The sequence below is a fragment of the Rubritalea sp. genome (assembly GCF_039830215.1).
GTDB lineage: Bacteria > Verrucomicrobiota > Verrucomicrobiia > Verrucomicrobiales > Akkermansiaceae > Rubritalea.
Genome location: NZ_JBDOPO010000212.1, coordinates 1 through 13,340, shown reverse-complemented (window position 1 = coordinate 13,340; position 13,340 = coordinate 1). Strand labels below are relative to the sequence as shown.

Genomic DNA, 13,340 nt, shown 5'->3' with positions numbered 1-13,340 from the left:
ACGTAGGACCTCCAATGTCACAGTCTGACCAGGTCTAAATTTATTCAACTCTATCAAGAGTTGCCCACCATTATTCACTTTGTGCCCCTCCACATTGAGGATAATATCTCGCGCTTTGAAACCAGCCCTTTGAGCAGGTCCACCCGGGACAACTTCCCCCAATAGCACACCTTGTGCAGTTGATCCAAGTATCGCGACACCGAGAATTGGGCTATCGTTATTGGCCAATTGATTGGAACTTAGGCTTCCCCAAGTCTCACCAGACTCTAACCTTTTCCAATCGGCTTTCAAAGCACTTAGGCCAGCATGGTTATTTGCTTTTCTGTCCTCACCAATCGAAGAATTTATTCCAACCAATTTCCCTTCGATATCAAAAATCGGGCCACCAGAGTCACCACCAATCAAAGCACAATCACTAGAAAAGTAGCCTCCCACATTTTTAGAAACTAAACGGCCAAATCTAACTGGTGGTTTGCGTAGTGCGTCGTATCCACCAGCATGCCCCATGGCTACGAGGAAGTTTCCTACCTCAAGCGGGTCTGAGTCACCCATTTCAACATATGGGTAAGTCTCAGCTTCCCTGATTTTTAAAATTGCTGTGTCCTTGGTCCGGTTCGCACCTAAAACATCGGCAGATGCTTCAGAGCCATCGGGAAATATCACAACCACGGTCTTGGCCCCGTGTACGACATGGGCTGCTGTAAGAATGGTACCACTCTCAGAGACAACGACCCCGCTCCCCCATGATCCTGTGCGGTTAGAGGTAAGAGCCACGGTCGCGGGTTGAGCAACGCGCACCACCTCTTGAATTTTGTTTTGTAACTCTTTGAGCTGAGCTACACTGGTCACGCTCGGGGCATCAGCCAAGAGAGGCGAAGCCATTAAGCCGACGACTCCAATTAAGGTTGTACAGTACTTTGTAATATGGGTCATAGATGATTCAAGTAATTCGTGTTTCTACGTAATTTAACTATAGTCGGTAATTTTTCATTCTCAAAATGAAATTTCAGATAGTACAAGGGGCGTTTTTCGCGTAGCCATTCTTCACACACCAGTCCGTCGATAGACATAATACCTTCCTAGCCCCATTATGGCAGCGAAAAAAACAGCTAAGAAAGCAACAAAACGTAAGTCCGCACGTAAGCCTGCACCAGCAGGTAGTCGAAAGCGGAAGCGCCGACGCAGTTTGTTTAGCCGCTTTCTGACATTGCCAATCGGAGTCGTCGACCATTTTTCTAAATCTTGTCACCCTATCAACCGTTGGTTTTTTAAGCTTTTTGCCTGTATTGGTTTCCTCTCTGGCATAGTATTTTTAGTATTAGCTGTCATTTATGGCTTAAGGGCACAAACCTATGACCTTAATAAAGTCACTGAGATGCCTGCGCGTTCGATTGTTTATGCTAATGATGGAACGACCGAAATTGGCACCGTCCACGGAGATAACCGACTACTCCTAAAGGTCGATCAAATCTCACCATGGTTCATCAAGGCTCTAGTGGCCCGGGAAGATGCCAGATTCTATGATCATATTGGCATTGACCCTCGCGGATTAGTCCGTGCAGCCAAAAACTTTGTGAGTGAAGGGAAGAAGGAAGGCGCCTCAACCCTCACCATGCAATTGGCTGATAATTCATTTAACTATGACGGCAAATCTATCGACGGCAAACTTCTAGAATTAGCTCTAGCGTTGCGTCTCGAAAGCAAATTCAGCAAAGCTGAAATCCTTCAGCACTATATGAATAGGATTTTTTGGGGGCATTCTATCCAAGGTATCGAGTCAGCATCACGTACCTATTTTGAGAAAAATGCCCATGGATTAAGCCTATCTGAGTCGGCACTACTTGCAGGCATCATCAGAGGCCCCAATACGTTTTCCCCCTTTGTCGATTTTGAAGCAGCCATAGAACAACGAGATGTGACATTAAGTAGAATGGTTCACTACAAATTCATCACTCAAAAAGAAGCTGACATGGCGAAATTAGAAGGACTCAAAATTCGCCCACACGGAAGACGCATCCTGCATGATTCCTATGCAATGGATTCTATTCGTCGGGATTTAGAAACAATCCTCGAACAACACAATATAGAGATGGGTGGTTTACACATCACGACTACGATCGACCCAGATCTACAAAAGGCTGCCGAAAGGTCCGTTGAAACTCGCCTTAAAGCTGTAGAAAAACGCTCAGGATACAGGCACCAAACCAGAGCACAATTCAATCGTAATTCAGCTCACACTAGAGCAGCACCAAAGTACATACAGGGCGCGCTGGTCTGTATTGAGAATAAAAGTGGGGCAATCAGAGCCATTGTCGGTGGTCGAAATGCGGATGAATCTAAATTCAATAGAGCTCTTTTGAGCAAGAGACAAATTGGCTCAATCTTCAAACCCTTCGTCTATATGGCAGCCTTCGAAAAAGGACTTCAGCCAGGTGGTTGGGTGAGAGATAACCGAATACGACCTGGCGAAATTAAAGGAGCTCAACACTCATGGTCACCAAGTAATTCTGACGGCAAGTATGAGAACATGATGGCTGTGTCCGAAGCTCTCGCACGTTCTAGAAATACAGCAGCTATTAGGATTGGCGATTACGCAGGAATCTATAATGTTCAAGAAACGGCTCGCAAAGTAGGATTCAACCAGAAAATACCCAACACACCCGCAACCTACTTGGGCGCATTTGAAGCCTCGCCATATCAAGTGGCACAGGCGTACACAGTCTTTCCGAATGGAGGAACGATTTACCGTCCATTCATCATTTCACTGATTACTGACGCTAGTGGAAAAATCGTCTACCCCGGCTCAGGCTCCATACCCTACACTGCCGCTAAGGCTGGATTGGCATCGTCGATATCGAACACATTACAAGAAGTGACTTCTCGTGGCACAGCAGCCAGATTGCGCAGTATTGAAAAATTTGAATCTCCATGCGGAGGGAAAACTGGGACTACAGATAATTACAAAGATGCATGGTTCGCAGGTTACACTAGTTCACTCACCTGCGCCGTGTGGGTAGGCATGGATGACAACTCACGCACCATAAGCCGAGGATACGGGTCGACACTTGCGTTACCGATCTGGGCTGACGTGATGAAAGCTGCAGCCCCACGTAAATACCCAGCCCATTCTTTAAAGCCTACCATACAATTCAAAAAAATTCGCCTTTGCCGTTACACCTCGCAAATTGCTACCCGCGGTTGCGAATCCCACCGTTCAGCTTACACTGCTCTGGTTCCTAAGGATTCTATCCCACAACACAGCTGCGACAACCACCCCGTACGCGCAGAAGTTCTACGCGAAGATCCTGCACCTCCTAGAGCAATTCCATCCCGTTAGAACCTGATAACTGAAACTGAGTATGCAGTGGAAACCCAAAAATCAAAAGTCACCAATGACTGATTGGATGCCTGAGTGGCTAAGGCTAGCCCTCAAGGTTAGCGCGAAGCTTGCGTTTTTGGGCACCGTTATTTTTTTACTCGTCACTTCTTACTACTACTATAAAGCTAGTAAATTTGATCTCGATAAAGTGGCCGAAGAGCAACTTCAGAATATCTTACTTGATCACACTGGTAAGGCTTTACTGGGTGCCTACGACAAGCAATCTCAACTGATCACCAAAGAAGACTTACCCCAACACCTGATAGATGCCCTCATCGCTAGAGAAGACAAGAATTTTGAAACCCACTGCGGGGTTGATTTTGTTGGCCTAGTTCGAGCAGCGGCAAGAAATATGAAAGACATGTCATTCACGCAGGGAGCATCAACTCTCACAATGCAGCTTGCTCGTAACACCTACGACGAATTGAAAGAAAAGTCATTGAATAGGAAGTTTATAGAGATCGCACTCACGATGAGAATCGAGACTCGCTACACCAAACCAGAAATTATGGCCTATTACCTCAACAGAATTTATTTCGGGTCCGGGTGCTATGGGATCGAGCAAGCATCATTGAAATACTTCAAAAAGCCGACACGTGAGTTAGACATTTCTGAGTCGGCCACATTGGTAGGAATCATCCGCGGCCCACACATCTTTTCACCATTGAATGATATCAAAGCTGCTGAGCAGCAACGAAATCAAGTGCTCGACCGGTTGGTAATCGTCGGTAAATTATCCGCAGCAAAAGCTCAATCTATCAAGTCGAAGCCACTCAATCTACCTCAGCTAGTCACAACAGCAAAGAAACCCGCGCACACTGCCAATGGCTATGCTATGAAGGCTCTAGACCGTCACTTGCATGGCATCTTAGCCGGCAAAGACATCCGTTCAGCCGGCCTCACTATCACTAGCACTCTCGATCTCGACCTTCTCTACGAATGTGAGAACGATATAAAATCCATCGTTAGCAGCTCCAATAGTCCAAACCTGCAGGCTGCCTGCATCATTATCGACCACGCGTCCGGAGCCATTCGTTGCTCAATTGGCGGCACCGACTACAAAACCTCCCAATTTGATCGAGCACTAGATAGTAAGATTGATCTCGGCAACGCATTTAGCCCGTTCATATACGCGGCAGCCCTAGAGAGAGGCAAATTACCGATCAAGGGTAAACCTTTGCAAACTAGCAAGCAACTCGAGTCAGCCGATATGATTCGCATAGCGAAACGCTTTGGCTTAGAAGATAATTTCAATCAAAGTGAAATATTTTACGGTAGTGGGACAACTAGCCCACTTAGGCTTGCTACCGCTTTTTCAGTCCTCTCGAACAACGGAAAACGGCCACACACCTATTTTGTTAAATCTATTGTGAAGCGCGATGGTTCCTCTCTCTTTTTCAATTCCACAAAAGGCACACAAGCGATTGAGGAAGGTTCAGCTCTAGAAACAATTCAGTTACTTAAAAACGCGAAAGGTACAGTGCTATACACGACCGACTCCTTCGGCGGGCGAGCACTCTGGTCCATGGCCAGCCATAAAGAAATGACCGCTGTACTATGGCTGGGATTTGATAAGGCTAAGCCCGTTCCTAACAAATCTAAACTTTTGAAACAGATGGAAAATTTGACATACAAATGGGTCAACTAGAGCTCTGTGATCTCTAGGAATCTCAATTTTCGTGGGAAGCCTCTCCCTCTAAAATACTCGAACTCACCTTTTTCTCTTTGGAATCCAATTCTTGTTCCCCATCAAGCGCATCAAGCGCATCAGGCTGTCAGGTTCATGGCCTACGTGAGCTAAATGACTAAAAATTATACAAGCCTTCAAGTTCACTAAGAGCCTATTGAAAGCGCATTCGACAGCTGTAAACTGCCACTAGCAATTGCACAGCTAACACGTGCTTTAGCTCAGATTCTATTCAGAATTGGCATCGTCTCACTACTGGGCTATGGAGCACAATCTCGAGTAACTCATTTAATTGAGCGAAGTAATCACCTGATCTAACTGGTTCTTTAATCCCCTTTTCGGTGAGCCTACTTTCAGTTCTAGCCTCAGTAGAATTAAAGGGCGTGGCGAGTGACAGATAGAAATCATCTATCCTGTATAAGCCATATTTAAGGTAAAAAAATACCGATCGACTCTGAGACAATCGGTATTAGGAATTTGATAGGCGGGTTACTTACTTAGTTGGTCACTCGCATTGGCATAATCACGTAGAGGAAAGACCCATCGATGCGGATAACACCTGGGCTCATTTCATCAATCAGATCGAGATACACATCTTGTGTATCGAGGTTTTTCAAAGGAGCCATGAGGAATTCTGGGTTAAATGCGATAGCAAATTCAGCCCCCCCATAAGTCACATCAATACGCTCACTAGCTTCACCTATGTCCTGTGTATTAGCCATCACATCAATGCTGTTAGCTCCAAATGCTAATTTAACCGAGTTAGACTTATCTGAAGCGATTAAAGAAACACGTCGCACAGTCTCTAGGAATGCTTCACGGCCCACCTGGATACGCTCCGATGTGTTATTCGGAATAACCTGACGGTAGTTCGGGTAGTTACCTTCGATCAACTTAGAAACTAGTAGGCTGCCGTTGATTTCGAATGCGACTTGACTGTCAGTGAGTCGAATAATCACATCTCCTTTGTCAGTCAAAAGACGCTGGAGTTCCTGCACCGCTTTGGAAGGGATGATCACATCTGCTTCGTGGCTAGATGGGAATTCAAGATCGTTTTCAACCATTGCAAGACGACGGCCATCAGTTGCAACAAGTGTGATTTTTCCATCCTTAAATGACGTGTAGATACCATTGAGTACGTAGCGTGTCTCGTCGGTAGATATAGCATAAGATGTCTTCTTAAGTGAATCTAAAAGAACATCTTGTGGCATCTTGTATTCCTTCGCTTCTTCAAATTTGGGAAGCGGAGGGAATTCGTCTTGACCGAGACCTATGATCTTGAAAAAGGATGGGCCGGACTTGATGCTGGCGTAATTTTTATTATCTACCGAAATTTCCACATTCTCAGCTGGGAGTTCGCGAATAATACTAACAAGACGTTTTGCTGGAAGCGTGGTAGCACCTTCTTTTTCAACATCAGCCATCACTGTACCGCTCACTCCGACATCGAGATCGGTTGTTGTAAGCTTAAGCTCACTCCCCTGAGCTTCAATCAATACGTTTGATAAGATTGGAAGAGTGGTACGGTTGCTTACTACATGCTGCACCTGATGGAGCGCATCGAGAAAAGACTGCTTGGAAATAGTAAATTTCATGGATTGGGCCGTTGGTTGTTTCTCCACTAGAATAAGGGAGAAGTGATGTACGCAATCAAATTGAACTGTCCCCCAACAAACGCAAGTCTCATTTAGAGCAAACCACCAATTTTGCTCCATATGGCTACATTTATTCACAACACCACAATATGTGGCACCATTAATCTATCGAGTGAATAACTAACTCTCGTTAGATTCCTTAGTTATTGGGATTCTTGGTGAGATCTGCCAGACTCAGGTAAGTGAACTAAAAAAAGGCCCCAGCGAACCAGAGCCCCTTTCATTAAACTGAATCCAGTTAGATCACTAACGCTGCAGCATTGCGTCGAGCAAATCCACAGTATCGCGAACTAGAGATTCTTTACCAATACGTTGCTCCACTTTTTTTACCGCGTGAATTACAGTGCCGTGGTCACGACCGCCAAAGGCATCTCCAATTTCCATAAGAGAGGACTGAGTCATCTTACGACTGAGGTACATAGCAATTTGACGAGCAAATGCTATATTCGCTGGGCGACGCCTACTACTCATGTCAGCAAGGCGTATGTCGAAGTGCTCTGATACAGCCTTTTGTATCGCATCAATAGTTACCTGCTTGGCACCCTCTTCGCGCAAGATATCACGGAGAAGCGTCTCAGCACGTTCGATAGTAATCGTCGTTCCACCAAGCGAAGCATAAGTTGCGAGACGCACGAGCGCACCTTCTAATCGACGGACGTTACTGCGAATGCGCTCCGCGAGGAAACGAATAACCTCATCAGTGAGCTTAACGTCCCAGTCATCCATTTTCTTGCGAAGAATGGCAACGCGCGTCTCCATGCGAGGAGTTTGAGTCTCGACTGTCAGACCGCTTTCAAAACGAGAAATAAGCCTCGGTTCAAAATGCTTAATCTCACATGCTGGACGGTCACTGGTGAGAACTATTTGGCTCTGAAGGTCGAGCAAAGTGTTAAATGTGTGGAAGAACTCTTCTTGTGAACGCTCTTTACCAGCAAGAAATTGAATATCATCAATCAGAAGAACATCAGCTTTACGGTACTTGCGACGAAACTTTTCAAGATCACCTTTCTTTACTGAGTCGATGAACTCATTAGTGAACTTCTCGCTAGTTAGGTAAACCACCTTAGCATTGGGGTTTTCAGAAAGCATACGGTTGCCCACTGACTGCATCAGGTGAGTTTTTCCCAATCCTGAGCCACCGTGGATAAAGAGCGGATTGTAAGACACTCCTGAGCCTGAAGCAACAGCTGTACAAGCGGCATGGGCAAATTCGCTATTCCGCCCAACAACAAATCGCTTGAAGTTAAATAAAGGGTTTAGCCCAACACCCTTCAGTTTCTTGTCCAAACTCGCTTTGTCTGCAGCTAGCATCGAAACGCTGCAATCCAATTCAGCTTTCTCAGAGTCATTCGTAGTCACCGCATCTGAGCCTTCAACGCAAACTCTTGCAACGACTGAAGCATCGAGAACTTGCGAAACTGCCGACTGTAGCTCAGGCATGAAGTTCGTCTCAATCCAGACTTGATGAATGTCACTTGGTACAGCAATCCTGATTTCGCTTTGTGAAATCTCAGCACATGTCGCGCCATCAAACCAACGTTGGTAGGCATCTGGGCTTAACAACTCTTGAAGATATCCTGAGACGGCATTCCAGATCGTTTGATCAGCTGCTTTGGGAGTAGTAATCTCTGATGCAGTTGGGAGATTGTTGGCTTTGGAGTGTATGTCGTGCATTTTGGTAGCTTCCGCTCGTGTAGTATTCATTCCTGAGAGTTTTTTGCAGTTGGAGCTCGGTCTGTCTGAGCGGCCCTCCTGCTGGGTGGCCAGTTGATACACATCCAATCCCTTACTTGGGAAAACTTTTTAAAATTAGACACCTTTTTAAAAAAAATTTTAGAGTTTCCACAAGGGTTCCACGGGTATTTTTTTTTAGTGGCTTGACGAGGTCATTAGTTAACTTTGCTAAACTAACTTTTAACGACTGTCCACAGGTCATTAACAAAGCGACTAAACCCAGTGTTTTCAATGGATAGAGCATACTTAAGATCAATCTGACAACGTTATTTTTTTAAAAATAATATGCGTAACTAACTATAAGTTTTACGCTTAAATATATTACTAAGACCAGTCAAATTGGGCGCTCACCACTATCTCAATTAGAAGCAGCCTATATGACAGGTGAGGCATTCATATCCATACGCGTCTAGAATTGGCTCAATTTAAAATCGTTCAATACACAAATTCATAAATCATACACAAAGAATAACTTCTAAATTTTACGCTACTCAGGCACTCTATCCCTACTTTTTAGAGCTAGGGAAATACAAGCCGAAGAGCAAAGTTACAATGGTAGTAATTGGCCAAAACCAAGCATAGCAATAAACCACCGATATCGCGCCTTCACTGGAAGCTGTGTATGTCGGTAGATTCGTCAGCCAAGTGATATCGCCCCCCATCTTCTTCACTAATACCCACACATCCATCCTGCCAAACATCGTGAGTAAAAAGGATACCGATGCTCCGACAATTAGACCTTGGTAGGAGCCACGCCCAATGAGAGCAGCAAAGAAAAGCGCCAGTAGTGGTCCCATCGTGTATGCTGACATGCCAAACGCTAGAGGGAGCACAGGTATTCCCTGGGCTGCGACAACAAGTAGCAAAGTGAATCCTGTAAGCAAAACACCCCAAATTATGACAAGTATCCTGGACTTCTTCACTAACTCTAGCTCATCTAATTCCTCATCGGTTTTATCCTCTGGGTGATAAAGGAAGGATAGTGTAGTTTGGCTCAATGCTGCTAGGATACTATCTAGACTTGATATAGCTGCCGCAAAAACTCCAGCTAGAATCAAGCCCGACAACCCCACTGGCATCTGCGTGACAATCCACATTGGGAACACGTTGTCACGTTTTACCGGCACGGCAACATTCGAGACGAAGGGATTCTCCTGCTTATTACTAATTCCATGGTCAATCCCATATTGAGTTGCATCTGGGTGCTCAATTCTAGGAGCGGCCTCCAGAGCTGTGTTAGCCAAGGCCACATCACTATCAATATTGAGAGTTTTGGGTGTCCCCATTATCTCTCGCCCCTCGTAACCATTGAATGGATTCTCATTATAATGAACAAACAGTGCGGTACCCACCAGCAACATTAGTAAAGTGAGTAACTGACCACCACAACTCCACAACAGCGCTTTGGAGGCGTCTTTTACATTCTTACAGCAAAACATTCTCTGCGCATTCAATTGGTCCACTCCGAAAGCCGTCAAATTCTGAAATGGCACAGCAATCAGAGCGACCCAAAAGGTAAACTCAAGCTTTGCATCAAATCCCCAGCGGCCATCCCAAACAGTAGTCCTCCCGAATTGTTCAGCAACACCCCAGTATTGTCCCCATCCTCCATCAAGCGAAGAAATCACCCAAAACAAGGCTGTCAGTCCACCAAAGGTAAACAGCCCAAACTGCATCACATCCGTCCAGATTACAGTGCTCATCCCCCCCATTAGAGTCCATCCTATTGCGAAGAGGCCAATGATAATTATACAAATCCATATCGGCAAACCGGTGACTACCTCAAGAGGTATCGCCGCCACAAAAACCCGCACACTTTGACCTAATATACTCCCCATAGTGAAGATGACGGTAGCGAGTCTTTTAGCTCCCACGCCAAGTCTCTTTCCCATATAGTCATAAGGACTGTAAATCTCGTCCTCATAATACCGTGGCACAAAATATTTCGCCACTATCACACGCCCGATCACAGAGCCAATCCCCCAAAGCAAATAAGTGAAGTTTCCATGGAGAGCGAACAAGGTTCCGGCCACACCGATGAAAGTGACTCCTGAAATTTCAGTAGCAATAATCGAACCACTCACTGCTTGCCAAGGTAGCGATCTTCCGCCTAAGAAGAAATCACGAATCGTCCCCTGTTTACCACGCATGCAGTGTCCCACAATTGTCGTTAGTAGCAGATAACCGAAAATGACTCCCCAATCCCACATTGTGAAATATTCATGAATTGCTTTATCCATATTTCGCACACTAACAAGACTCATCAGAGACGTCGATACGAATTACTTTACATCCCTTAAATAAATCCATACAGCCCTATAAGCATGAAAACGCATTACCAAGTACTGGCTGAAACGCTAGAGAGACGACTCGAAGTGATCTCTGACAATCAGCTGCGCGACACCGATCCACAGGAACAACTACGCCAACTTCAACAAGTCAGTGAATCTATCCAAAAATGGCACACCTATCATAAAGGAAAAATCCCTTCCCAACTGAACCACTTCCTCATGCAATCAAGCCTAGGCAAAGCGCTCGACTACGTCAAAAGCGAAGGGCTCAATTAGCGGGTATTTTCAACGACACTTCCACGTAAATATTTAAAAGTAAAAGAACCTTGCGCGACATGAGGTCGCGTCTTAAATTGCACTAACTCATACAGTGGACACCAATTTTAGCAATTACGTATTAGGGATCATTCCAGCTCGTTGGGCTTCTACCCGCTTCCCAGGGAAACCATTGCACATTATTGCGGGCAAACCGCTTGTGCAACATGTTTGGGAGCGCTGCCAAGAGTGCTCAAAACTGGATAGTATCATTGTCGCTACGGATGACGATCGTATAGCGGAACTTTGCCGAAGCTTTGGCGCCAATGTTGCGATGACAGCAACAGATCATCCCACGGGAACTGACCGTATTGCCGAAGCCGCTTCTGCAGTTCCTCAGGCGACGCACTTGATTAATATTCAGGGAGATGAACCTCTGATTTGCCCCGCTCTCATAGATGAACTCGCTTCTTCACTACTCGCTGATGATGCCTTAGAAATGTCTACTGCTGCTAGTGCTATTGAGGACAAAGCCCTAATGAATGACCCTAACGTGGTCAAATGTGTTCTTAAGAAAAATGGTGACGCGCTGTATTTCTCACGCTCTCCGCTCCCTTTTCAGCGCAGTGCCAGTCCGGCACTCACTTGCTACCGCCACAAAGGCATCTACGCCTACCGCAAAGACTTTCTTCTGCAGTTTATCCAGTGGGAACCCTCACCCTTAGAGCTCGCTGAGTCACTCGAGCAGCTACGTGCGCTCGAAAATAACGCCCGCATCAGAGTCATCATTACCGATGACACCTCTGGCGGTGTCGACACCCTCGAACAAGCGAAGCAACTAGAGAAGTTCCTCCAATCACAAATTCCACAACCATAATTTCACACACGATCAACATGGCAAATCCAACAAAATACATTTTCGTCACAGGCGGTGTCGTTTCCTCCTTAGGAAAAGGTCTCTGTGCAGCATCGCTTGGCACGCTACTTGAGCACCGGGGCCTCGACGTTCTCATTCAGAAGTTTGACCCTTACCTCAACGTAGACCCGGGCACAATGTCCCCATACCAACACGGCGAAGTTTACGTTCTCGCTGACGGTGCGGAGACCGATCTCGACCTAGGCCATTACGAGCGATTCACAAACAGCCAGTGCTCCAAACTCAACAACATCACTTCTGGTCAAGTTTACGAGAAGGTGATTCAGAACGAGCGCGCAGGTGAGTACCTTGGCAAGACTGTTCAGATGGTCCCGCACTGCACAGACGTGATCAAAGACCGCATCCGTGAGGTCACTCTAAAGAGCGACGCAGATGTGATTATCACTGAAATCGGCGGCACCACTGGTGACATCGAAGGCTACCTTTTCCTCGAAGCCCTCCGTCAATTTTCTCTTGAAGTTGGCCGTGACAATGTTTGTTTCATCCATGTCACTCTCCTGCCATTCATCGCAGCTGCTGGTGAAATCAAAACCAAGCCAACACAGCAATCAGTAGCGAAACTTCGCGAAATCGGCATTGTTCCTGACATTATTGTTTGCCGCACTGAGCACGACCTAGACGACGACAACCGCGCCAAAATAGCCATGTTCTGTAACGTCGAAGCCAAGAACGTAGTAGCATTCCGCGATGTGAACCACACCATCTATGAATGCCCACTCGACCTTCGTCGTGACAAACTAGACCGTCTCGTATGCGACCGCCTAGGACTCGACTCTGAGACACCGGACCTAGAAAAGTGGCGTCACTTTGTTGACCGCATCATCAACCCTACCCACGAAGTTAACATCGCTGTTGTAGGAAAATACATCGAACTACAAGACGCCTACAAGTCAATCTACGAATCACTCGTCCACGCAGGCGCAGCACATGATACAAAGGTCAAAATCGTGCGTGTAGATGCCAGCATACTAGAATCGGACGGCCCTGCCACTGAACTCAAAGACGTCCACGGAATCCTCATTCCAGGTGGTTTCGGCGACCGCGGAACCGAAGGCAAAATCATCGCAGCGAAGTTTGCCCGTGAGAACAAGATCCCCTACTTTGGTATCTGTCTCGGCATGCAGATCGCAACGATCGAGTTTGCGCGCAATGCTTGTGGGCTTGAAGGCGCGACCTCTACGGAATTTGATAAAGACACCAAACACCCAGTCATTTCACTGCAAGATGAGCAAAAAGGAATAACCACTATGGGTGCTAGCATGCGCTTAGGTTCATCTGACTCTATCGTCTACAAGAACACCAAAGCATTCGAACTCTACAGCAGCGAACTTATCACTGAGCGCCACCGTCACCGATACGAGTTCAACCCGGTGTACCGCAAGCAAATCGAAACTGCCGGCAT

9 protein-coding genes are annotated in these 13,340 nt (G+C 46.2%); 5 read left to right on the top strand and 4 right to left on the bottom strand.

Going from position 1 to position 13,340, the window contains the following annotated elements; genetic code table 11:
* A partial coding sequence (locus ABGY95_RS07130) for a trypsin-like peptidase domain-containing protein (RefSeq protein ID WP_347440999.1) occupies positions 1-933 on the bottom strand: 933 nt, incomplete at its 3' end.
* A gap of 157 nt (positions 934-1,090) precedes the next feature.
* On the opposite strand from ABGY95_RS07130, the gene ABGY95_RS07125 reads away from it, so the two are divergent.
* Complete coding sequence (locus ABGY95_RS07125) at positions 1,091-3,337, top strand: transglycosylase domain-containing protein (RefSeq protein ID WP_347440998.1); 2,247 nt, start codon at positions 1,091-1,093, stop codon at positions 3,335-3,337.
* 55 nt (positions 3,338-3,392) lie between these two features.
* Complete coding sequence (locus ABGY95_RS07120; protein WP_347440997.1) at positions 3,393-5,027, top strand: transglycosylase domain-containing protein; 1,635 nt, start codon at positions 3,393-3,395, stop codon at positions 5,025-5,027.
* A 536-nt stretch (positions 5,028-5,563) separates the two neighbouring features.
* Here the strand turns inward: ABGY95_RS07120 and dnaN are convergent.
* The 3 genes from dnaN to ABGY95_RS07105 all read right to left on the bottom strand — a co-directional run bounded on the left by dnaN (position 5,564) and on the right by ABGY95_RS07105 (position 10,695).
* Positions 5,564-6,661: a DNA polymerase III subunit beta gene (gene dnaN, locus ABGY95_RS07115; protein ID WP_347440996.1), complete on the bottom strand. Its 1,098-nt coding sequence runs from the start codon at positions 6,659-6,661 to the stop codon at positions 5,564-5,566.
* A 306-nt stretch (positions 6,662-6,967) separates the two neighbouring features.
* Entirely contained in the window at positions 6,968-8,425 is a 1,458-nt protein-coding gene (gene dnaA, locus ABGY95_RS07110) for a chromosomal replication initiator protein DnaA (protein WP_347440995.1), read from the bottom strand.
* A gap of 536 nt (positions 8,426-8,961) precedes the next feature.
* Positions 8,962-10,695 (bottom strand): hypothetical protein, encoded by a 1,734-nt coding sequence (locus ABGY95_RS07105; RefSeq protein ID WP_347440994.1) that lies wholly within the window; start codon positions 10,693-10,695, stop codon positions 8,962-8,964.
* Between the two features lie 84 nt (positions 10,696-10,779).
* On the opposite strand from ABGY95_RS07105, the gene ABGY95_RS07100 reads away from it, so the two are divergent.
* The 3 genes from ABGY95_RS07100 to ABGY95_RS07090 form a co-directional block, all read left to right on the top strand.
* The gene (locus ABGY95_RS07100) at positions 10,780-11,022 is read left to right on the top strand and encodes a hypothetical protein (protein ID WP_347440993.1); all 243 of its coding nucleotides are present in this window, start codon (positions 10,780-10,782) and stop codon (positions 11,020-11,022) included.
* A gap of 94 nt (positions 11,023-11,116) precedes the next feature.
* The gene (gene kdsB, locus ABGY95_RS07095; protein ID WP_347440992.1) at positions 11,117-11,878 is read left to right on the top strand and encodes a 3-deoxy-manno-octulosonate cytidylyltransferase; all 762 of its coding nucleotides are present in this window, start codon (positions 11,117-11,119) and stop codon (positions 11,876-11,878) included.
* A gap of 17 nt (positions 11,879-11,895) precedes the next feature.
* The coding region (locus tag ABGY95_RS07090; RefSeq protein ID WP_347440991.1) for a CTP synthase at positions 11,896-13,340 on the top strand (1,445 nt) is incomplete at its 3' end.